The organism is Paraglaciecola sp. MB-3u-78, assembly GCF_002835935.1.
GTDB lineage: Bacteria > Pseudomonadota > Gammaproteobacteria > Enterobacterales > Alteromonadaceae > Paraglaciecola.
In genome coordinates this window covers 81,108-104,310 of sequence record NZ_PJCF01000013.1, presented here as the reverse complement: position 1 = coordinate 104,310, position 23,203 = coordinate 81,108, and the positions used below count along the sequence as shown (strand labels likewise).

Annotated in this window: 20 protein-coding genes; 12 read left to right on the top strand and 8 right to left on the bottom strand. The window is 41.5% G+C overall.

The features are described 5' to 3' along the window. The first annotated feature begins 65 nt into the window (after positions 1 to 65). From CXF95_RS24335 to CXF95_RS24320, 4 genes are all read left to right on the top strand, one after another. Entirely contained in the window at positions 66 to 518 is a 453-nt protein-coding gene (locus tag CXF95_RS24335; protein ID WP_101201099.1) for a DUF192 domain-containing protein, read from the top strand. 192 nt (positions 519 to 710) lie between these two features. Further along, positions 711 to 2,072, top strand: a complete 1,362-nt coding sequence (gene lysC, locus CXF95_RS24330) for a lysine-sensitive aspartokinase 3 (RefSeq protein ID WP_101201218.1) — start codon at positions 711 to 713, stop codon at positions 2,070 to 2,072. 393 nt (positions 2,073 to 2,465) lie between these two features. Further along, positions 2,466 to 2,717 carry a carboxypeptidase-like regulatory domain-containing protein gene (locus CXF95_RS24325; protein ID WP_157828231.1) on the top strand — a complete coding sequence of 84 codons (252 nt, stop codon included), beginning with the start codon at positions 2,466 to 2,468 and terminating at the stop codon, positions 2,715 to 2,717. 161 nt (positions 2,718 to 2,878) lie between these two features. Further along, positions 2,879 to 3,160 carry a hypothetical protein gene (locus tag CXF95_RS24320; protein WP_101201097.1) on the top strand — a complete coding sequence of 94 codons (282 nt, stop codon included), beginning with the start codon at positions 2,879 to 2,881 and terminating at the stop codon, positions 3,158 to 3,160. Between the two features lie 568 nt (positions 3,161 to 3,728). Here CXF95_RS24320 and CXF95_RS24315 read toward each other — a convergent pair. Then, complete coding sequence (locus tag CXF95_RS24315) at positions 3,729 to 4,403, bottom strand: hypothetical protein (RefSeq protein ID WP_101201096.1); 675 nt, start codon at positions 4,401 to 4,403, stop codon at positions 3,729 to 3,731. Between the two features lie 518 nt (positions 4,404 to 4,921). Next, positions 4,922 to 5,275 (bottom strand): hypothetical protein, encoded by a 354-nt coding sequence (locus tag CXF95_RS24310; protein ID WP_101201095.1) that lies wholly within the window; start codon positions 5,273 to 5,275, stop codon positions 4,922 to 4,924. 715 nt (positions 5,276 to 5,990) lie between these two features. On the opposite strand from CXF95_RS24310, the gene CXF95_RS24305 reads away from it, so the two are divergent. Next, a complete protein-coding gene (locus tag CXF95_RS24305; protein WP_101201094.1) occupies positions 5,991 to 6,575 on the top strand; it encodes a porin family protein in 585 nt (194 codons plus the stop codon). Between the two features lie 730 nt (positions 6,576 to 7,305). Here the strand turns inward: CXF95_RS24305 and CXF95_RS24300 are convergent. From CXF95_RS24300 to CXF95_RS24275, 5 genes are all read right to left on the bottom strand, one after another. After that, positions 7,306 to 8,064, bottom strand: coding sequence for a sterol desaturase family protein (locus tag CXF95_RS24300; RefSeq protein ID WP_101201093.1), 759 nt, complete (start codon positions 8,062 to 8,064; stop codon positions 7,306 to 7,308). A 3-nt stretch (positions 8,065 to 8,067) separates the two neighbouring features. Beyond that, complete coding sequence (locus tag CXF95_RS24295) at positions 8,068 to 8,235, bottom strand: PEP-CTERM sorting domain-containing protein (RefSeq protein ID WP_101201092.1); 168 nt, start codon at positions 8,233 to 8,235, stop codon at positions 8,068 to 8,070. Between the two features lie 662 nt (positions 8,236 to 8,897). Continuing rightward, positions 8,898 to 9,914, bottom strand: a complete 1,017-nt coding sequence (locus CXF95_RS24285; protein ID WP_101201091.1) for a tyrosine-type recombinase/integrase — start codon at positions 9,912 to 9,914, stop codon at positions 8,898 to 8,900. Continuing rightward, positions 9,902 to 10,882 carry a tyrosine-type recombinase/integrase gene (locus CXF95_RS24280; protein WP_101201090.1) on the bottom strand — a complete coding sequence of 327 codons (981 nt, stop codon included), beginning with the start codon at positions 10,880 to 10,882 and terminating at the stop codon, positions 9,902 to 9,904. Before CXF95_RS24280 ends, CXF95_RS24285 begins: the two co-directional genes overlap by 13 nt. Next, positions 10,879 to 12,120, bottom strand: a complete 1,242-nt coding sequence (locus tag CXF95_RS24275) for a site-specific integrase (RefSeq protein ID WP_101201089.1) — start codon at positions 12,118 to 12,120, stop codon at positions 10,879 to 10,881. Before CXF95_RS24275 ends, CXF95_RS24280 begins: the two co-directional genes overlap by 4 nt. A 503-nt stretch (positions 12,121 to 12,623) precedes the next feature. Here CXF95_RS24275 and CXF95_RS24270 point away from each other — a divergent pair. Further along, positions 12,624 to 12,932: a phage integrase N-terminal SAM-like domain-containing protein gene (locus CXF95_RS24270; protein WP_198556691.1), complete on the top strand. Its 309-nt coding sequence runs from the start codon at positions 12,624 to 12,626 to the stop codon at positions 12,930 to 12,932. 827 nt (positions 12,933 to 13,759) lie between these two features. On the opposite strand, the gene CXF95_RS24265 is transcribed toward CXF95_RS24270, so the two are convergent. Further along, positions 13,760 to 14,737, bottom strand: coding sequence for a hypothetical protein (locus tag CXF95_RS24265; protein WP_232788017.1), 978 nt, complete (start codon positions 14,735 to 14,737; stop codon positions 13,760 to 13,762). Between the two features lie 466 nt (positions 14,738 to 15,203). Here CXF95_RS24265 and tgt point away from each other — a divergent pair, with 466 nt between their 5' ends. The 6 genes from tgt (at position 15,204) to CXF95_RS24235 (ending at position 23,154) form a co-directional block, all read left to right on the top strand. Next, on the top strand, positions 15,204 to 16,322 hold the full coding sequence (tgt, locus tag CXF95_RS24260; RefSeq protein WP_101201088.1) for a tRNA guanosine(34) transglycosylase Tgt: 1,119 nt from the start codon (positions 15,204 to 15,206) through the stop codon (positions 16,320 to 16,322). 43 nt (positions 16,323 to 16,365) lie between these two features. Further along, positions 16,366 to 16,701 (top strand): preprotein translocase subunit YajC, encoded by a 336-nt coding sequence (yajC, locus tag CXF95_RS24255; RefSeq protein WP_101201087.1) that lies wholly within the window; start codon positions 16,366 to 16,368, stop codon positions 16,699 to 16,701. Positions 16,702 to 16,763: 62 nt separating this feature from the next. Continuing rightward, a complete protein-coding gene (gene secD / locus CXF95_RS24250) occupies positions 16,764 to 18,608 on the top strand; it encodes a protein translocase subunit SecD (protein WP_101201086.1) in 1,845 nt (614 codons plus the stop codon). 10 nt (positions 18,609 to 18,618) lie between these two features. Beyond that, positions 18,619 to 19,560 (top strand): protein translocase subunit SecF, encoded by a 942-nt coding sequence (gene secF / locus CXF95_RS24245; protein ID WP_101201085.1) that lies wholly within the window; start codon positions 18,619 to 18,621, stop codon positions 19,558 to 19,560. A gap of 244 nt (positions 19,561 to 19,804) precedes the next feature. Next, positions 19,805 to 22,702, top strand: a complete 2,898-nt coding sequence (locus tag CXF95_RS24240) for an insulinase family protein (protein ID WP_101201084.1) — start codon at positions 19,805 to 19,807, stop codon at positions 22,700 to 22,702. Between the two features lie 71 nt (positions 22,703 to 22,773). After that, positions 22,774 to 23,154 carry a hypothetical protein gene (locus CXF95_RS24235; protein ID WP_232788016.1) on the top strand — a complete coding sequence of 127 codons (381 nt, stop codon included), beginning with the start codon at positions 22,774 to 22,776 and terminating at the stop codon, positions 23,152 to 23,154. Positions 23,155 to 23,203 lie beyond the last annotated feature (49 nt).

The following is a 23,203-nucleotide window of genomic DNA, read 5'->3' as shown; positions in this document are numbered from 1 at the left end:
GAAATAGGCTGTTCCTGCAAAAAACTGTAATCTAACGGTCTAATTTTTTTAAATAATCAAAAAATATGCCTAAGCTCCGTTTACCTTCAGTGATTTTAATACTTGCCTTTATTTCTAGTCTGACCTTTGCTAATCAAGCAGATAAGGAATTTCCGCAGATACAGGTAGAGGTTAAGCAGCAGGTTTACCCTTTAGAATATGCCAATACCTTTGAATTGCGTGCGCAAGGCTTGATGCATAGAGAAAATATGTGTGAAAACTGCGGCATGTTGTTTAATTTTCAACAAAATAAAACTGCTGGCATGTGGATGAAAAATACCCTGATACCCCTTGATGTTGCTTTTATTCGACAAGATGGCAAAATCACTGATATCAAAGCCATGCAGCCTCACGATTTAACTAATATCGGTTCATCAGAGCGGGTGCTTTACGCATGGGAAATGAATCAAGGCTGGTTTGCGAAAAATGCTATAAAAGTAGGGGATACCGTGGTTATTCCGCTTAACCATAAACCCTAGACTAATATTTGGAATAAGCCTTAGTTTGAGCTTTCTGCTCACCCCCCAAACAGCCTGAATCAAACAGGCTGTTCAAGACGAATATACTATTCCAAAAAAGCTGAGCAAAGCTTGAAACTTTGCTTATTAATTATAACAAAAAACTGTTATTTTTATGAGTATCAAGATTTAGATGAATGAGTGAAAAAGACAGTGAGCAATACCGCTATTAAGAACCTGAATGTAGCCAAATTTGGTGGCACAAGTGTGGCAAATTTTGCCGCCATGGAAAATTGCGCCAACATTATTAAAAACAACCCTAATACCAAAGTAGTGGTTGTCAGCGCATCAGCCGGTGTCACTAATCTGTTAGTCGACATCGCGTATACGGCTATGTCGAAACAACAAATCAAACAAAAGTTAACTGAAATTGACAATATCCAACAAGCTATTTTGCAGGCCCTAGAAAACCCCGACGAAGTAGAACCCAAATTACAACAGTTACAAAGTTCACTATCAGATTTAGCCTTACACGAAGAAATGCTTCATCGTGCAGATTTAAAAGACGCCTTGTTATCTCATGGCGAAAGAATGTCTTCATTGTTCTTCAGCGCAGTATTAAACCAATTCGATGTAAAAGCTGAAAACTTTGATGTGCGCAAGGTACTTAAAACTGACAGTGAGTTCGGTCAGGCTGTACCTAATCTAGAACAAATAGGCGTAGCGGCCAAACAACTGATGTTGCCTTCATTGGTTGACACAGTGCTCGTTACCCAAGGGTTTGTTGGTTCAGACCAACAAGGTAATACCACCACTCTTGGACGAGGTGGATCCGACTTTACGGCAGCCTTGTTAGCTGAAGGATTAGGTGCTGATACCTGCGAAATTTGGACCGACGTGATTGGTGTATACACCACAGATCCTCGGATCACCGATGCCGCACGGCCACTACCAGAACTCAGCTTTGAAGAAGCCGCAGAAATGGCGACCTTCGGTGCCAAAGTATTACACCCCGCTACAATGGAGCCTGCACTTAGACAAGATATAAAAGTGTTTGTTGGTTCAAGTAAAGAGCCTGAAAAAGGAGGGACTTGGATAGTACGCGATTGCACAACCGAACCTTCTTATCGGGCTATCACTCGCCGTAAAGAACAGGTCATGGTGACGGTCAAAACACCCAAAATGATGTATGCACAGGGCTTCCTACAAAAAGTGTTTACCATTATTGCGGAACATAAACTCAGTGTTGACTTGATTACTACATCAGAAATTTCCGTGTCTTTTACTCTAGACAATCCCGCCAACTCAGTATTGAAACGTCTTAACCAAGAAACGATTGAAGAGCTCAGTCAGTTTTGTGAGGTGTTAGTGGAAGAAAACTACGATTTGGTAACGGTTGTAGGTAACAACATGCACAGTGCCGCTGGGGTATCTAGCAAAATTTTTGCTGCTGTTGCTGACTATAATTTACGGATGATTTGTTATGGAGCTAATCCCCATAATCTTTCTTTGTTGGTAAATGATAGTGACAGTAAAGACGTGGTTTGTGCTTTGCATAGGGCATTATTTGAATAAGTGACAGCATAGCTACAAGTTTGTAGCTTATGTTAAAGCACTAACTGCATGGGTTACGCTTTTAGTGCTCAAGTTTCTCCCCTCAAAGATTCTACTCTCAATATCGAAGGATGAAATATTCCAGCCCGATCGTATAGTGTCAGCACTTAACCAGACAACCATTAAAAATAGAGAAAAACCAAATCTGACAGAGAGCTTTGTGCCATAAGCCGCCGTTGAACTTCTGGTCAATCAATTTCACTGACCCTATCGATTTTCAACGACCCCGCAGGTCTTTCAGGTCTTTTAGCCTATTCGAGGAATTGAACAAGAGTATTGTGAAGCAAGCAACTTGACCCCTTTTGTTCCCTTTTGGTTTATTTGGAGCGTTGCGAAAACGTAGACTGTTTCGCTGTGGCAATAGCCTATACCGATGATTTTGGTCTTTTTGTGTTTGATGGTATCAACTACAATTTAAGTCCAGGTAATTATCGATTGGTCGGCTTTGCTGATGGATATCAAAAAAATATATCTCCACAAATTTCAGTTGCCGCTTTTGAACAGGTCGATATTGGTGATTTTGCATTAACCCCCTTACCCATTCAGTTTGTGCTGCCCTACCTTGTACTATCTCCTCTGGTGGAGGAGTATGTGAATTTGGTATAGAAATACGCTATCGTGGGACAGATAATCGCTACCTTGGCAAGACTTGGGGCATTATTGAGTTTTATAGTCCGCAGAACGTCACTCGTTTTCAAGTAGGTAAGCGTGGGATCGATAATGCCAATCCACAACGGATAAGTTTAAAACAAGACCAAAGCGAAACAGTGACCTTTCAGCTCAGTGTTGGCCAATCTGTTCCAGATGGTTCAACAGTATGCGGTTTCATTGCTGTAGGTCAGGAGCCTGATGCTCAGTTTAATAGTCAGGGTGAACAATTTATATTTTGTTCATATAAACAGTCTGATGGGCTTATTCCAATGTCAGAAAAAGAAGCTCGTAAGCAGCTTAATAAACTAAAAAAGAAAAATTTTCCTGAGGGACTGTGTTTACCAAAACAGCTAAAACCTAATAGCCAATTTTTATGCAACTCTGTCATTGTAAAGTAATAACATAGGGGACTAGCCTAGGGAGCAGCTTAGGCTAGTCTGTATTTTCAGTGCTGATGGATTTATGTCGCTTTCAAAAGATCGCAGAAGAAGAGACGTTAAAATATAAACGCCATAAACCAGAGCAAACTCTTTGTTTTCAAATTATTGAAAAGTATTACAAGCAATTTATGGCTTTCATGGCGCAATAAGATAAATATTTACATCTTAGATGTGCGGTCAAACTTTGAATAATATCTAAAATGTGACCTCCTTGGCATGGTCTTTATGTGTACGCACTGAATGTATCCTATCTTAGTGTTACCGACCTGCTAGCCGACTGGCGGCATATGTGTACTATTTTTAGATCAGACTGTCAGGTTTTTTTGCAGTACTTCTGGTGATGGCCGTAAATAGATCGTCAGCCAAGGCAGGTTCACAGCTAAATCAGATCGTTAAATCACATTTTTTAGAGCATCTTCGCTCAGAATTTGTTCGTGATCTTGCCGTGAGCGTTACTTAAGTAAGAGATAATCTATTACCCCTTCAGCCTCTAATTTAAGAGTCGAATTCGGGTAACTCATAACTATCATTTAACCCATTCAGATATGGGCGGTCCCGCAGATTGAGGTCCGTGGAGAATGGGACGTCTAATCCATCCTCCGGCATTCGACTCATCACACTCAATCCACATGGCTCTAGCTGGGCCAATGCCCGAGAGAGTAGACAATACAGCATAAAATTCTGAAGTTTGTTCCAGACTGGCTTTGCGGCACGGACTCCAGTCATCTGATTTTCGGAATAGTCTTATAACTTTACCCACTATGTAACCTGCAGGAGTTTTATTCAGCTCAACTTCGACTAGATCACCTGATGTATCCCAAGTGGCATCCAAATCGCCCTTGAGCTTTCCTTGCAGTTCAACAGGCACATGAGCAACGTAGTGACCGTGATGAGCACATATAGGAACACCACTATTCCAGCCATAGCAATAGGTGAAAATTGTTATTTCACTGCCATCAACGATGTCATTATCAGTATATCCAGCTGAAATTAATTTGTCCCTCCAACCCAATAACAATCCTTTGTTGGATAGGCTTTCATCACGAGTTGTAATCATAACGACCTCAGCAAGAATTCGTGTTCCGTTGACAAATTCAGCAGATGTCGACTGAGTTTCCCATCCACTTTGTGAAGCGCACCCAGCAGTAATAAGTAGCAACAATAAATAACTGGCCTTACAGTAAATATGTAATTTTTTCATACTTATCCTCGTTAAGTTTTTTTGAGATTTAAATTGACTAAGGAACCCATCTTTACTGAAAGTTAACAATGTATACATTGGCAGATTGCCGTCCTTTTTGTATGAAATGTTTGCAGTGACAGATGCAATATCAATAAGTTACACCTACATATAGACAGATAAGTTAACAAATGCAAAATGTCGTTTATTTGGATGAGATAAATATAAGCCCTCACTCAAAAAACGTGGCGAATTTGTAATCTGTGGGGTAGAGCCGCTGATTTCGCGACAGGTATAAAAAAGGCTGTGGCTTAGCAAAAATATTCGCTAACTTCACCAACTGCAATTTATTGACTATCTGCAATGCAGAAATTATCTGATAATTAAATTTAAACTCTCTATGACCGCATTCGCTCAATTACTGCCTGTCAGGCAAATAAAATGAAAATAATATTTCAGCTGAGAAAGACAATAAGCATGGAGTCATATTTTAAAATAAAAGTTAACTTTTATGATGGGTGACGATTCAGCTTAAGGGTTTACAAAGCCAACACGCCACCAAGTGAAATGATGACCAGAGTCAGCGTAATCAAATAAGTACCGCAGACCAGCAAGGCGGTTTTACCCCAACTGACTTTGCGGTTTTCCACCGCAATAATGTTGCTGATTTCGAAAGTTTGCTCCTCTCCTGATACCTGTGTGCTCGACAGTGCCGTCACGCTAAACTCGTGATGCCTTCCGTCAGCAGTTACTATTTTGATATTGTCACCTGGCTTAATAATTTCCCCTGCAGCAATGCGTTGGTGCAATGCATCGGGAGAGAGTTCTACCGGAGAAACTGTCATACAGGCCTGACAGCAGCACAGTAAAAAAAGTAAAACCAGATTACGCATGATCGCCTCTAAATACTCGTTTCAAACCATAGGGTATGAGAGTGTTTTTAATGTTGTCTGTTGTTATATTTCAACTAGCCAAGGCAAACGACCAAGCCAAGAAATATTAATATCAAGATAGTAAGCAAGGTATAACTTAAAGCGTTAAATTTTACGAGGGAGTGAAGCGATAAATTGAAAAATATGTATGAGTACAGGTAAAATAAAACGTTATTTTTTATAAAATGAAGATACGTTGCGCAAACCAGTTATGAATATTGCTTTTGTTTATGATGATGCACTGCTTTTCAAACAGACTTGTCTGAGGCTGCGCCATATTTTATCCGTTAGATGCCCGCTTTCAGCGCGTACTTGGTATTTAAACGGTTAGATAAACTAATTCTCCCACCGTCTGCAATTCACTGGAGCCATTCGCTGATCGTCGCAAATGTGCAGACGTTGCCGAGTCGTTCAGTGAACGATCCCAATTAGCAGAATGCGGATCATCAGTAACGTCGTTTGGCAGTTTCACAGATTTATACCCAGATTCTTAAACGGAGAAAAATGGCTTGCAGCTAGAGCCATTCATGTCTGCTGTTTTTTTTCTCTAAGATCATATTTATCATCAAAAAATTTCACCATAAGAGTAAAATAAATTGCTTTATTTCTAAATAAATATCGTTAACCTATAGCTCTCTAATGATAGAGATATTAAAAAAACAAGGAAAAAAGTTATATGAAAATTCAATTATTGGCAATCGCTACAGCGGCATTTTTCTCCACAACAACTCTTGCAAAAGCTCCTTCATGGAATCAGATTGAAGTTGGATACGTTAAAGGTGATATTGATGACTTAAGTGAAGTGTCTCCAAGCGGTTTTGCTATAGGTGGCTCAAAGCTTTTGGGTGAGAATGTATTTGTTCTCGGCAGTTACAGTATGTTGTCTGATGATTATCAGGGAGTTGATTTAGATCTTGATCAGGCTTCTGTAGGTCTTGGTTATCGCCTTGGTTTAAACGAAACAACTGATGCTTATGTGACTGCTAGCTACGAATATATTGAGCTTTCAGGCAGCGGAAGCGGCAATAGTGTAAGCGTTGATGATAATGGTTATGGCATTGGAGTTGGTGTTCGCAGCCGTCTTACAGACAATTTTGAAGTTGATGGTTCAATTGGTTACATTGATATTGCGGACGAAAGTGAAACTGCATTTGGCGTGAGCGGGCACTACTACTTTACTGATGCAGTTGCAATAGGCGCACATTATTCTTCAACAGCAGATGTCAGTCTTTACGGTGTTTCGCTACGTTACTCATTTTGAGATACGAATCTTGATTCGTTAAAATGGCCTAATATTAGGCTTATTGGTATTTAAGGGACGATTATCGTCCCTTTTTTAGGGTAATCAAAACCTAAATAACCAATTAACGTATAAAGTGATATGTTCACTAAAATACAACAAATACATATATGGTCGACCTACTTCCCGCAAGACAACGTTAATCTGTACTACTTTTTTGGTAGGTTAAAGCACATCTAAGCATGAACGCAGTGGCAGGGGGTGCCTCCTTTCTCAGTGAACCAGTAATAACCATGAAAGTTTTCGGCTGACTATAGATCGCTCAAACTTACCCTTTATTCAATTTCGCAACAGCTTGTCGCAAAATTGGGTGTCTCAACGTTTTAGCATTTTGTGCAACAACCGAGGATTACTCGATTGTTCGGAAACTATGACTATGAAGCAAGTTTTATTGATAGTTTAAAGATAGCGCTATGACCGCTTTTCGCTCATAAGAGACATACAGTCTGAGACGGATAGTGAGCGTTTAATGGCAAATTGTTTAAAAAATGGAACAGTGATGGCGTTATCAACGCGTTATAAGGATTAGTTTAAGCAGTGGTTGGGGTAGTTTAATATATTAAAACTCAATACGTTTGAATGGCTTTATCACTATTCAAGTTTTGATTCTTTGGGCGCAATCTAGCAGATAAAGGGTATTGTATTATTCGATTGTACATTTCTGGCAAAATTTATTGTTGTAGTGCGGCCTTCACTTTTTAGAATATCTAAAAGGTTGTGTTAACAAACTCGAAAAATTTCCTTCTTTTTTGTCCCTAAAGTATGTCAATCCAAAATCAGCTAATTCCGGAGCCGTTTGATAAGTGCGGAATATCCGATCCCAAAACGGAAATAAGTTTCCATAATTGCTATTGGTAAAGGTTTTATCTGAACTGTGATGAACTTTATGTGTGGCAGGCGTAATGACAATAAACGACAAGTAGTCTAGTAAACGTTCAGGAATAGCTAAATTAGCATGGTGCAGTGGCTGAACTAATGAAGATATAAAGGCATATAGCACCAAAAGGCTATTAGGCACTCCGCATAACCAAGCAACACACATCACTATTATATAATGACTAATAACTTCGACAGGGTGATGTCGAAAACTTGTCGATACATCGACCTGAAGGTCTGAATGATGCACCAAATGTAAACGCCACAGAGGTTTAAAATAATGATCAAGGCGATGTTTAGTATAATAAATCAAGTCAATCAATAAAAACTGCATGATTAGCATCAATCCATTTTTAAGGCCGTTTGGTAAAGTAAGAGTAATAATCTGAGATGAAAAAATTGCTTCAATGGATACAATGTAATTCAAACCATAAAATAGAAATGAACCTAAAATATAAGTCAAAATATTAGCGAAATAGACATGTTGAATTCGATTTAAAGATGTTTTAGGACGTTTATATTCCCAAAACATCACCATCAAAATGACAACAATATAAATATCAAATAGCGTCAAAATCTATTTTTTCCTCCCTTTAGAAATAAAATAAACCATAGCGACGCCAAGTCCAATTAAGGCCGTAATACTGGGTTCTGGAACAGGAGTAACAGCAGTACCAGCAAAAGCAACACTGGAATATAAAAATGTGAGCAACGCTGCTATATTGAAACGAGTTATTATTTTCATCTTATTTCCGTTTATAGTGAATTCAAACTACTAATGCATATTACAAGCCAAAAATTATTCTATTGATATATATAAACTATTTATATTTTGAAATGCCTAACTGTAAGTAAAGCTGACATATAATACCCATCTGCAGGTGCATAACCCACTCAGAAAGCCCAAAATCGAACTCCGTTTATTCTGCTACCACTAGCATTAAAATAAAGCACATCCCCCCATGCTGACTAGTGACACTAGTGAACTCAATCAGCGACTTAGCACCGATATTTCGACGAAATATCCATGCGTCTACATTGTGTAAAAAAATCTGACAGTGTGCAACGTATTGAAAGTGCTGACTGTCCGGTGCTCGCTCATTGCCGTCAGTCAAGTTTGATTAATCGTATGATGATTTTGCGCTCAATATAGTCTGATAGTTTTCACACAGGCTGGGTCGTCAGTCGCCATTTTGCTAACGGCAAGTTTTCCGACAAAGCAGACATACGAACGAAGAATTATTTTGCTGCTAAAACCCTTCAACATCAACTTCCTCTATCCGTCGGCCATGTGCCACTATGTATAGCTGTACATAGTGGCACCTATGCACAGAAGCTAACTATGTATAGTTTTGCCCGTCACCCCATACGCTACTAGACACTGCTGGTAGCGAACTGTACATAATTTTACAGCGACTGCAGGAACTGCATCAGTTCGTCATCTGCGGGATGATAGAGATGCATTTTTGTATCGGGCTCTTGAAGCTTTGCCAGCGCCTTCGTTTTCATCTCCAAGTTTGCCTCTACGTATCGATGGGTGGTGATCATGCTTTCATGCCCGAGCCATAACGCAATCACACTAAAATCGACACCTGATTGCAGTAAATGCATTGCAGTCGTATGCCGAATTGTGTGCGGCGAAATACTTCGTTTGGATAAGCTGCTGAATTTCTCGGTCGCCTTGACTACTGCGATATTGAGGCGTTGCGATACGTTACCGCGTGTCATTGCGTGTCCAGCACGATTTGGCAGCAGGGCAGCATCCCTCCCAAACGTTGGGTTGTATTTAAGCCAAGCCCGAATTTCCTGAACAGTGCTTTTCCACAAAGGTGTTGAGCGTTGCTTACGTCCCTTGCCGAGTAGGTGTACACAGGCTGCTACATCCAAAACAACATCACAGACACGTATGCCGATAATTTCCGAGACTCTCGCTCCGGTGTTGTATAGCAAAGTCAACAACAAATGGTCACGCTTGGATGTCCATGTATCGCCTGGCTGACCCAGCACTGCCAACATCTCCTCGCGCGACAGAAATCCAAGCATCGGTCGTTCAAAACGTTTCATCGGTACACCCAGCGCACTCTCGATGAAGTAGAAAGAGGATACATCACGCCGTGCCGCGAATTTCAGGAATGAACGTAACGCGGTCAGCCGGAGGTTTCGACTACGAACCGAATTGTGTCGGTCAATTTCCAAGTGATCCAGAAATGCCAGAATCAAATCCGGATCAAAGTCCGACAGGCTAAGTGCTGTCGGAGACTTGCCCAAACGTTCATGCGCGAAATCCAGAAACAACATCATCGCATCCCGGTAAGAAGCAATAGTACGTGGACTCACTGCACGCTGTTTTACCAGGTACTCGGTAAAAAATTGCTGAATCAAGGATGCAAATGATACAGAGCGTGGCGCTATTATTTCAGACATGGCTCACCTCCCTGCATTTGCGTAAACGCTTCAAATTTATTTGCCACCACGGTCATGAGTTGCGGTACACCGCTGAGATACCAATAGGTATTGGTTACCTTTGCGTGCCCCACATATGTGGACAATGCCAGCATCTGCTGATCGACATTCACGCCCTGAGAATGCCAAAGCATCACGCGATTAACGATAAATGTGTGTCGCAGGTCGTGAATGCGAGGGGCATCGTTAGTGCCGCGATTGAGCCATTTTAATTGATCGCGCAAGCCCGCAAAGACTCTATGTACCTGGCGCAATCCCAAACAATGACCTTTACGACGACCGCGAGTGCCCACAAAGAAAGGCATTTCTTCGGTAAATTCAATGTGTAAATTGCGTAAGGATTGATAACGTCTGAGTACGTTGACCACGCTCGGGTGCATCGGCACATAGCGTGATTTGGCGAACTTGGTCATCCGGATAATCAGCATACCCGCCTTCAGGTCAACATCTGTCTCCAGTAAATTTACTGCTTCTGAAACACGTAGTCCTGTCGAAGCCATTAAGCCAAACAGTGTTTCGTAGGTTGCACCTCGTAATCCAGGGAACGGGCCGAGACTACGTGCTGCAGCCAGCAATTCGATGACTTCCTGCTCAATATAGATATGTGGTGCTGGCCTCTGCCCGGTTTGGCCAAAGGTGAAGTCGTTAGGCACTTCTGTAAGCGGTTCAAATTGTTGCAGGTAACGGGTAAATGGACGTAACTTGCCCAGGCGCCGCGCCCATGTCTTGGGATTGCCGCTATTTCCTTTGTCGCACTGTGCCCAAGCGGTCATGACCTCGATGGTCAGTGGCCCCTCTAAATTAAGAGAGTCAACATAGCCTGCAAAACTATTGACAGAATAGCCTACCGAGCGCAGATCAAAACCAAGCCGGCGACGTTCTTCAAGGTAATTGGTTGCGTGCATTTGCATCGTAATGTGGGTAATCATAATGCGCTCCCTGGCCAAGGTAGCGCGACCGCAGCGAGATTTCTACTGTCGAGCTTGGCGTAAATCATCGTTGTATTCAGCGAGCGATGTCGCAGAACATCCGCTACTTCCTTGAGCGAACTACCACCTTCGAGCAAACGATTTGCCATCGTGTGTCTCAGAAGGTATGGCCGTGTGTGCGGCAGACCAGCTCGCGCAAACGCCTGTCGTATTGTTTTACTGATTAGATGATGACTAATTGCCTGATCGCGCGGAGCGATGTTGCGCACAAAAACAGCACGATTGGAGGTTTGTGGTCGTTCAAGTCTTAGGTAGTCGGCAATGGCGCGACCTATCGCTGCAGGTAAAGGCATGACATCTTCGCGGCAACCCTTGGTTCTTCGCAGTGCAATGGTGGCAGCACGCCAGTCGATATCATCTAGCCCGAGATTGGCTATTTCGCCACTTCGCAGCCCAAGACCCAACGCACAATGCACGATGGCCGCAGCTCTGCGTGCAGATGGGCCGTCATGCTCAAGTGACCCAATCAAACATTCGATCTCGACGCTATTGAGCGTCTTTGGCAACGAAGCAAGTTGCCACTTAGCTGGGCGGCATAGAACCCCAGTTAGATGATGGACTGGATCGCCTTGCGTAGCGCGATAGCGAAAATACCCACTCAATGCCGAGATGGTGGGAGTAATACTGAGTGGGGTGCTGCACAACTCGCTCTGCTTCGCGACAAACTTGCGCACATCATCGGGATTCATCGCGGAAATTATCACAGTGTTATTTGCGAATTTATCAAGCAGCAGACGCGCAATGACTCGAAGGCGCTGTCGGCACGTACTTGGCGCAAGCCCTCGAGCATGGCTCATATACATATCGAAGCGGCGTAATTCCTCATCTGCTGGCGTCATGCCAATTGCCGGCTTTTCGATGACTGCATTTGCGCGTAGGACGCTGAGAAGATGGTTGAGTGCAGTTTGTAATGTTCTGCGAACACGGTATACCCGACTTGCGCAGTCGCAATGCGGCAGGTGCTCATAAAGAAACTGATGAACTATTTGTTCATCGATTCCATGAATATCGATTCCAGATTGAGTTAACCAGTGAGCGAAGTGGGCAATGCTGGCTAAGTAATTGTCAACGGTTGTAGGGACGTAGCGACCTTCCGTAAAGCGACGCTTGAAAGCGTCAACGTATGCCGCCAGTTGGCTTTCAAGAAGCCAAGTGGTTGAGTGATAGTTGGGGTTCATTTCAGTCTCCTGAGGTGGGTGGATTACCACTTCAGAATACGGGTAAAACTATGTCAAGTTAATGGGTCATGGCCTTGCCTGAAGCCCAATAGAATAGAGAGTCTTGGATTTTCAAAAACAACAACTATACATAGTTAGCTTCTGTGCATAGGTGCCAAAAGGTGCCATTGGCGTTTTCTTCTATCATACTAATTGTTGCTACTAAATTAGTATTCTGGCTCACAAACAAAAGGGCAAGAATGAACAAACCGGACGTTTTTAGTGATTTTTTATAAATCTAAAATGAGCAAAGCACACTTGCATTTGCAGCTAAAAGTTGAGTGTGAAAATTTGAAAGCGGACATTAACGCTTAACATATGGGGATTTTAGGAGCGCTTTATCAGCGAGTAAAATTCCCACCATGATGTTTTTGTTGAACGAAGCCGCTGAGCGGCAGAAAAAGCAAAGATCGTCTGTACTACTTATACCCTTCAATATTGGAGGTGCCTTAAGGAGTATTGTTATGAACATCAACGACCAAACCCGTTTTAATCAATTCTACCAAGCATATCTAAATGAACTCACCTTGCAAGGTAAAAGTCCCAAAACCATCGACATGTATAGTCGCTGTATTCGACAAGTATCGGTCTTTTTTGATACCTGCCCTGATACATTAACTGCCGCACAGCTTAAGGCTTACTTTTTGTCTCTGGTGCAGACCAAATCATGGAGTGCCGTTAAGATTGCTCGCAATAAAAAGAAAAGGGGTCAAAAAAAAGGGGGCAAGTTGCTTGCTTCACAATACTCTTGTTCAATTCCTCGAATAGGCTAAAAGACCTGAAAGACCTGCGGGGTCGTTGAAAATCGATAGGGTCAGTGAAATTGATTGACCAGAAGTTCAACGGCGGCTTATGGCACTTTGAAGACATACAATGTACAAAACGCACTCGTCAATCTATCGCTTTGTCGAATCAATATTTATATTAGAATATTCAAGCTTGAGTTAACTGTCATTGGTTTAACAAAGCAATATTGATTAACCTCAATGGTAAGTTTAAGCGTTCAACAAGCCGTACATTGCTTGCACCTAACCCATACACGTTGTATTGCAAACGTAAAGGCAGTTTTCAGAACACATTCACGCTGTTACAAATGCGCTACAAATAAAACCATAAAATAAATAACATTAAACCCTTGATTATATTGGTTTAAATATATTATATAAACGCCGTATTAGGGAGCGTCCATCTCATCAGTCACTATAGTGACTGTTTAATAATAATCGGCTTTACCGATGTTCATCATTGGTAAAGCCGCCACTGCTCTTCCGCCTTTAAAGTTTTATGCGGTTAAAAACTTTACTAGCGGCGGCATTTTTTGGTTACTTATTTTTTGCTGTTGACCATATTTACAGGATAAGTATGGAACAGCTTTAGCTGGCCTGAAAGGTAAAGTACAGGACGTACTTTATAAAAAAAGTAACTGGCTTGAAGGGATTCAAGTCAAAAACCATCAGCGGACGCCGCGCGGGACGATGGCGCGCAGCGTGCTTTTAGTTTTTAATCCACCGAATGTGCGTAAAGCACATTCGTGTCTATACCCAAGGCATTGTTATTCACAGTGATAAATCAAAATAATAGCCACCGTTTACGGCGACTATTATTTAGGAGGGGTATCAACCTCCACTTGTCGCTCAACGTCAGAGAAATTCCCCTCACAAGGCCCAACGCTAAACTGATAGCCTAAAGCAGAATCGTCTTCAGTGACCAGTAAAATCAAATTTTCGTCTATGGGTAAACTTCGTTGTAGAGGACCCTTTTTACAGGCTGACTTTGGGTACGTTTCTAAGTGATAAATAAACCCCGCAATGATTTTATCTAACCATTTTATCGAACCTTCTTCGTCCACTGGCATGGTAAAAGGAGCTTGATTAAAAGTGAGTCTGATATTTTTAGTGTCTGTTTCGTTAACCTCTAGATTGTCGTTGTACTCTTTTGTTTCATCTTGGTTATCTGCAACTGATTCTTTGAATAACGCGATGGGCTTTTCAAATAATTCGATTTGTTTGGCATAAGGCACGGCCATAAAAAAGATAGAAGTGATCACGTAAGGTATCAATACCAGTCTCAGTATCATGGTAATTAACACAAATGTTTTGTCTTCCCAGTGCACTTTGACTTTGACTCTTACTAAACGCAGCAATAACCCAATCACTAACCATAAGTTACCTGCTATCAGAGCTACAGAAAAAAAAATGATGGAGCTCATTAATAACCAAAATGGCAGCATTATTAAAGTGGCGAATCCTAATGTGAAAACAAAAGGCCCAGGCTCGATACCAGTGATAACATTAATTTTAAGGGCGGATATAGCCAAAGCAAAGTTAGCCGTGGCGGCATACAGAACCAGGATAAAGGCTTTGCCTAACATATGTTCCCAAATGCGGTTAAACACATGCCAAAGCTCTCTAACAAGGCCCACACCAGCAATAGCGCCTACCCATAACAACTCATAATCTTGTTCGATATCTTTTTCAACGTGAACCAGTAATAACAAAAAAGCTATGAGATACATCCATTGGGAGACTGTCAGTTGTGAAAACTTGTTGCGTAGAGAGGGGATAATATGTGTTGGCAACCGTGGCCTGTATCTTTTGAAAAACGCTTTAGGTTTAATTATTGGCGTTTCTTCAGATTTTTCCATGAGTGGTAACTGACTGTTTGACAAGTGATTTCGCCGTGCTAAATAATTAATTTTATATCCAATGCATCTAATATAATAGATTTTTAATCACTATGTTAGTGGATATATTGTTGATGTTATTTGACATAAAACGCGATCACAAATTTGTGTGCCTAGCAGGATTCTACAACTGCCACGGCAACGGCTAATTCAAAGGGTAGAATGGTGCGGTTTAACGCAGTTGTAGAATGAAGCTCAAATTATCCGTGATAAGTTTTCAAACCTATGGCTGATTCGTATATAATCTCGCATCGTTTTTAAGCATGGCTTGTTAAATTGGGTATTGCATTCAGATATGTTTGCACTCTATAACAACCTCATTTCGCCACTGGACTGTTTTCCGGTAAGCAGAGATAAATTAATGAAATTTGAATTAGATAATACCGACGGTAAAGCCCGTCGTGGCCGTTTGATTTTTGACCGTGGTGTAGTAGAAACCCCAGCTTTCATGCCAGTGGGTACTTACGGCACGGTAAAAGGCATGACGCCAGAAGAGTTAGACGAAACTGGCGCACATATTTGCTTGGGCAATACTTTCCATTTGATGTTGCGTCCAGGTACCGAAATCATCAAACAACATGGTGATTTACATGATTTTATGCACTGGGACAAACCTATACTCACTGACTCAGGTGGTTTTCAGGTGTTTAGCTTGGGAGATTTGCGCAAGATAACCGAAAACGGTGTCACCTTCCGTTCACCTATTAATGGTGAAAAAATTCTGCTGACACCAGAAAAATCCATGCAGGTGCAACGTGATTTAGGTTCAGATATCGTGATGATCTTTGACGAATGCACGCCTTATCCGGCGACTGAAAGCGAAGCTAGAGTTTCTATGGAGTTGTCGCTACGCTGGGCTAAACGCAGTAAAGACGAGCATGGCGATAATCCATCGGCATTATTTGGTATCATTCAAGGTGGTATGTACGAAGGCCTGCGTGATTTATCCTTGGCTGGTTTAGAAGACATTGGTTTTGATGGTTATGCCATAGGCGGTTTATCAGTAGGTGAGCCGAAAGACGAAATGATCAAAGTGCTTGATCATACTACCAACCAAATACCTGCAGATAAACCGCGGTATTTGATGGGCGTCGGTAAACCAGAAGATATCGTAGAAGCGGTGCGCCGTGGTATTGATATGTTCGATTGTGTGATGCCAACGCGTAATGCGCGCAACGGCCACATGTTTATTACCAGCGGTGTGGTTAAAATTCGTAATGCGGTACATAAAACCGATATCGGCCCATTAGATGAAAAATGTGATTGTTACACTTGTAAAAACTATTCTCGGTCATATCTACACCACTTGGACAAATGTAATGAGATACTTGGCGCGCGCTTAAATACTATCCATAACTTGCGTTATTACCAACGTATTATGCAAGGTTTACGAGATGCCATTGCTGCTAACGAACTCGATGCCTTTGTCACCGAATTTTACGCACAAAAAGAGTTGACTGTGCCGCAGTTGCAAGACTAACCGGTTTTAACACAATTAAAATTTACAAAAAATAGGGGAAATTATGAGTTTATTTATATCCAATGCCTACGCGCAAGATGCTGGTGGTTCAGCCGGTGGTGGTTTTGAAATGTTAATCATGCTGGGTGTGTTTGGTTTGATTTTTTACTTTATGCTTTATCGCCCACAAGCGAAGCGTGTTAAAGATCATAAAAACTTGGTCACTTCGCTAAGTAAAGGTGATGAAGTGCTTACTCAAGGTGGCATGGTTGGTAAAATTATTAAAGTTTCTGATGAAAAAGACTTTATCGAAATTGGCTTGAATGACACGACTAACATCGTCATTCAAAAGTCAGCCGTTTCAGCGGTGTTGCCTAAAGGCACTATGAAAGCCATCTAAATATAGATATCGAATAGGGGCGTTAAGCCCCTTTTTTATTGGAAAAACGGAAGGAATTTCTTGTGTTAAATCAAACTCCGCTATGGAAGTACTTTTTGGTGATCGTAGTGGTCGGCCTATGTGCTTTATATGCCACTCCCAATTTGTATGGCGAAGATCATGCAGTGCAAATATCTGCGGGTAAGAACGCAGTTGTGAATACTGCCGTCGTCGAAAAAGTGACAGCAGAGCTCGCTGCTGCCAATATCACTAGCAAAAGCATTGTGCTAGAAAACGATCAGATCCTTGTTCGTTTGAATGACTCTGATACCCAGTTAGTTGCTCGTGAAAAAATCGAAAGAGCCTTAGGTGATGATTATTTTGTGGCCATGAACTTAGCCCCTGATACCCCCGCATGGCTAGAAAGTTTGGGTGGCACGCCAATGAAGCTTGGTCTTGACTTGCGTGGTGGTGTGCACTTTCTGATGGAAGTGGATATGAAATCGGCTCTGTCTAAAAATTTAGAAGATATGGTGGGAGATTTTCGTACTGCATTGCGGGAAGAAGGCATTCGCTATCGCACCGTAAAACAATTGGATGACGGGGTAGAAATTTATTTTCGTGACCAAGAAACCTTAGATTCAGCTGAGTTCTTCCTAAAAAATCGTAATCGTGACTTAGTTTTTGTGGAAAGAAGTGATTTAGTTATTTTTGCCAGTATGTCTGACCAAAAGCTAACTGAAACTCGTGATTACGCAGTAAAACAAAACATTACTATTATTCGTAACCGCGTAACCCAACTAGGTGTGGCTGAGCCAACCGTACAAAAACAAGGGCCAGACCGGATAGTCGTGCAACTTCCAGGTATTCAAGACACCGCCAAAGCCAAAGAAATTCTTAATGCGACTGCAACCTTAGAATATCGTGAAGTCGATCTTGAACATGACGTGCGTGATGCCATTAATGGACGCGTGCCGGCGGGATCTGAGTTGTTACCTTATGAAAAAGGTGGCCCACAATTACTTAAGAAAAAAGTCATAGTGGCTGGTAGTTCTATTATCGATGCCAACAGCGGTGTCGATCAATATGGTATGCCAAAGGTGTCCATTTCACTTGATTCAAAAGGTGGCGCCAAGATGCTCAACTTCACTAAACGTGCCGTGGGCAAACCTATGGCCGTGGTTTTTATTGAATTTAAAACCAATGGTGAGCGAGACGAGAACGATAAGCTGATCTTTATAGAGGAAAGGCGTGTCATCAGTGTGGCAACCATCAACGGTGTATTTAGTAATCAGTTTGAAACCACTGGATTAGACTCCCCCCAAGAAGCCTACGATTTGGCCTTATTATTAAGAGCCGGGGCCTTGATTGCACCTATTCAAATTATTGAAGAGCGCACCGTTGGCCCAAGTTTAGGTCAAGAAAACATAGACTTAGGTACCAAAGCAATTATTTATGGCTTTATTGCCGTACTTATCTTTATGCTGATTTACTACAAAAAATTTGGCTTTGTTGCCAATATTGCATTGACTCTCAACTTAGTCATGATTATTGGTGTGATGTCGATGATCGGTGGGGCTGCGTTAACGTTACCGGGTATGGCTGGCATAGTCTTAACCGTAGGTATGGCGGTGGATGCTAATGTGCTGATATTTGAGCGAATACGTGAAGAAATCAAAGACGGACGAAGTCCTCAGCAGGCTATTCATCACGGCTATGATAGTGCGTTTTCAACCATTTTAGACGCCAATATTACTACCTTCCTTGTTGGGCTGATTTTGTTTGCTGTAGGCACAGGGCCAATTAAAGGTTTCTCCATCACCTTGATGATCGGGATCATCACTTCAATGTTCACTGCGATCATTGTGACTCGTGTCATCGTTAATGCATGGTGGGGCGGTAAACGCCTGACCAAGTTGTCAATCTAGGAGCGCCAACATGCAAATATTAAATATGAAAGAAACCATCGCCTTTATGTCGCTGAGAAAACCTGCGGCTTTTTTGTCGGTGTTTTTGATTATCGGATCGCTTACATCATTAGCCATTAATCAACTGAATTGGGGACTAGATTTTACGGGTGGTACCCAAATTGAAGTAGGTTATGAGCAAACTGCAGATTTATCACAAATTCGTAAACAGCTAGAAACATCGGATTTTAAGGATGCCGTGGTACAAAATTTTGGCAGTAGCCAAGACGTACTTATCCGCTTAGCTTCACGGGATGGTGTTAAGCCTTCTGAATTAGGTGATGCTGCGTTAAAGATACTTAAAGAAGCAGACAGCACCGCAGAAATGCGTGGCAGTTCTTATGTCAGTTCAAGCGTAGGTGAAGAGCTGACTGAACAAGGCGGACTGGCCTTGCTGGTGGCTTTAATTTGTATTCTGATATACGTAGCATTACGTTTTGAATGGCGTTTTGCTTTAGGTTCGGTAGCCGCATTAACCCATGATGTGATCATTACTTTAGGGCTATTTTCAGTATTTCGCTTAGAGTTTGATTTAACCGTTTTGGCTGCAGTACTGGCGGTAATTGGTTATTCACTTAATGACACCATAGTGGTATGTGACCGTATTCGTGAAAACTTCCGCAAAATACGTAAAGGTGAGTCAGAAGAAATCATCAATATTTCTTTGACCCAAACCTTGAACCGCACCATTATCACCTCTTTTACTACCATTTTAGTGTTGCTTGCTTTGTTCTTTGTAGGTGGCGCGACTATCCATGGTTTTGCTACTGCTCTGTTATTCGGTGTGGTGATCGGTACCTATTCTTCTATCTATGTTGCCAGCTTAGTCGCCTTGACATTAGGCATTAGCAAAGAAGATTTAATGCCGACCGAAATAGAAAAAGAAGGCGCTGACCAAGACCCATTAGGGTAAATTACAAACAGTTAAAAAAGCATTTTGACCACAGGTAAATGAGAACACCTAGTAGCGAGCACAGAGAAAAGCATTGAATATTCTATCTTTTCTCTGTGAGCGCAGTATCTTTGCCCTCTGTGGTGATATTCTTTTATTTCTGTCCTAAAACACACTTTTTAACAGTTTTTATACCCAGTTATAGTTCTGGATAGGGTATATTTTCACACTGCCCATCTTTGTAGTAATAACATCAGGAAATATTATGACCGTATTGACCGGACGCAACACCTATTTCGTCCTTTTGATTGGCGCGAGCATATTCTTACATGCTTGTGGCTCAACCGACAAAGCTAAGTCTGTGGTTATATCAACCCAGCCAGAACCGCAAGGTGAAATAGTCAAAAGTCCTATTGATAGCCGTGAATACGCTTCCATGGTGCTAGATAATCAGCTAGAAATCATGTTGGTATCTGACCCCAGTATCGAAAAGTCAGCCGTTGCCCTGAGTGTGGCTGTTGGGTCTTTACAAGAACCTAAAGAATTTGGTGGTTTAGCTCATTATCTTGAACATATGTTATTTTTAGGCACCACAAGTTATCCCACTGTAGGTGACTATAGCGAGTTTGTTAGCCGCCACGGCGGTACTCAAAATGCTTACACTCAGCTTGATCATACGAACTATATGGTGGCCGTCAATAATGATGCCTATGACGAGGCACTGTCACGTTTTAGCGGTTTTTTTTATGAAGCTATTTTAGACGAAAGTTATGCAGATAAAGAGCGCAATGCGGTGCATTCAGAATGGACCATGAAAAGTCCTAACGATTGGGTTATTTTGGAACAACTGAACGGAACGACGTTAAATCCAGCACATCCCATTTCGCAATTCAATTGGGGCAACTTGGACTCGTTAGTCGATAAAAAAGACAACAAGTTACAGACTGCTTTGGTGGATATGTACAACACCTATTATTCTGCCAATTTAATGAAAGGCGCAATGATCAGCAATTTACCTATTGCTGAAATGCAAAAGTTAGCTAAGCAATATTTCGGTAAAATCCCGAATAAAAATACCCAACGTCCTACAATGACAGTCCCAGTAGCCAAACCTGAACATTTGAAAAAAGTGGTGCATTACATTCCGCAAACTGAAATGAAACAGTTACGCATAAATTTTGTGATTGAAAATAATGCCCTGCAATTTGCGGTTAAACCTAATGGTTATGTGAACTATTTACTCGCCAATGAAATGCCTGGCACTTTAGCATCAGTATTACGTGATGCCGGATTAAGCGACGCGGTGTATTCAAACTTCGATGCCGATGAATATGGCAATGCAGGCAGTTTTACTTTATACATCGATTTAACCGAAACGGGTGTCCAAAATCGCGATAAGGTCATGGGCGCAGTGCTTAAGTATTTAGGATTATTAAGAGAAAAAGGCGTTAATCCTCAATACTTCAACGAAATTAAGCAGTCACTAAGCAATAGTTTTCGCTTTAAAGAAAAAACCAATGATTATAACTATGCGATGAAAATATCTGCAGATTTACAACACATCCCTGCTGAATATGTATTGAGTAGTGCTTACGAATATCAACGTTTTAACCCACAAGTGATTCAAGCTGTGCTCGATCAATTGACGTTGGACAATGCGCGTATTTTTTATATAGATAAACAGCAAACTGCTGAGCAGGGTATGGAATATTTTGCGGGTAAATACACAGTGCATGATATCAACCCTGAATTAGAACAAAAGTGGCAACAATTGTCTTCGCAGTTCGCTTTAACTTTGCCAAGAGCCAACAGCCTGATGCCAGAAAGTTTTGATTTGGTTGCAGCTGAACATACTGGTAAACCTGCGCAACTAGTGTCAGAGCAAGGACACACAGTCCACTTAGGTCATTCAGCAATGTTCAAGCAACCAAAGGGTAGGGTTACCCTTGATTTAAATAGTGGATTGACTAAATCTACCGCAAAAAACCACGTTTTAGCTGACCTGTTAGACCGAGGCTTAGGCCAGCAGTTAACCGAGCTTCAATCTGAAGCAGGTGCGGCAGGCATGGGATTAAATGTCAGTTTATCTAATGGCTTGTCACTGACTGCAAGTGGCTTTACTGACAAACAAGGCATGTTGTTGGCGAGTACACTAAAACAGATATTAGATTTTGATATGAGTGAAAGTGAATTAGCTAACCTTAAAGCTAGCTTTAAGTCAGACATTCAAAGTAGTAAACGACAAATTTTACTCAATCAATTGTTCCCAAAATTTAGTCAAGTGGCGAATTTAGATGAATTTAGTGACGAGGCGTTACTGGCTGAAGTGGACGGGATATTAGCGTCTGATATTCAAGTGTTTAGAGATCAGTTATTAAAACAAGCTACCTTAAGGGTATTTGCTTTTGGCAACTACTCAGATCAGCAAGTGAAGCAGTTATCTGATTTGGTTTTGAAGCAACTGCCTGAAGAACGTCAAGTGTCCGACGTTTATCAAACACCCTTATTACAATCTGAAGCAGGAAAAATTTACAGCTGGCAAGAAGATATAGAAATGACGGACGTAGGTTTGATCGATGCGTATTTGGCACCGCGAAATGATCTAGACCTAGCTGCGGCAAGACTGTTATCACAAATTATTCGTCCTGCGTTGTTTAAACAAATCAGAACAGAAGAACAACTGGCCTATGCCGTTGGTTTTTTTGGGCAAACATTTAGGGAGCAAATGTTGGTGGCTTATTACATTCAATCACCTGCAAAAGGGCTGGCAGATGTAGGTGATCGAATTGCATTATTCCGCAAAGGATTTTCTAAGCAGTTAGCCGCAGTGACGTCAGAAGAGTTCGCCACCACTAAAAACAGTGTATTGATAACGTTAACGCAACCTGCTAAAAACTTATCCGAAGAAATGGGCAAATTTATTGGTGATTGGCGTGACCAGAAATGGCAATTCGATAGTCGAGACAGACTGATTGCAGCCATAGAAAAAGTCACCTTAGACGATGTGATAAATCTTTATAATCGTATTGAAGGCGGTAAAGACTTCGGTCAAGTGCTAATCCAAATGCGTGGTACTAAATTTGCCGATCAAGCTTTTATTGAACCTGAAGGAGCAATCAAGGTCACAGATATCGACAGCTTCCATCAGCAACTTAGTCTGTAAATTTTTGTGATGGCATATCCTTCTCACTGAAGTTGGAGGATATGCAACTGTTTTCAACATTAGAGATAAATATGAAATTGGTCAAAATAGCAGTGTTATGTAGCCTTATTCTAGTAGCAAACAGTTGTACAGTTTTAGGGTTTGCCACTGATATGGCACTTTTGTCTGTGTTGCATGATGGAGATAATGTGGATGCAAGTAAGGAAAAATTGTTCTTCACAATTGAGGGGCTTGAGCAAGATGCTATGTTAATAACAAAGGTAGTGGCGCAACTCCCCAGCTCTAAAGAAGCCTTCAAGCCGCTATTTGAAAAAAAGAGCCTGACAACTACATTGATATGTAAAGATGTGGTGGATGGCAAACAACAATGTTTTCCACCTGAATATTATAAAGCCATGTATATTGAAGACGGCGCGAGTAAAGAGGACAAGATGACATCTCCCCAAGACTAGTTTCAAAATAGACAGTGTTTCATATTATGGTATTCTCTAATTTCTCAGT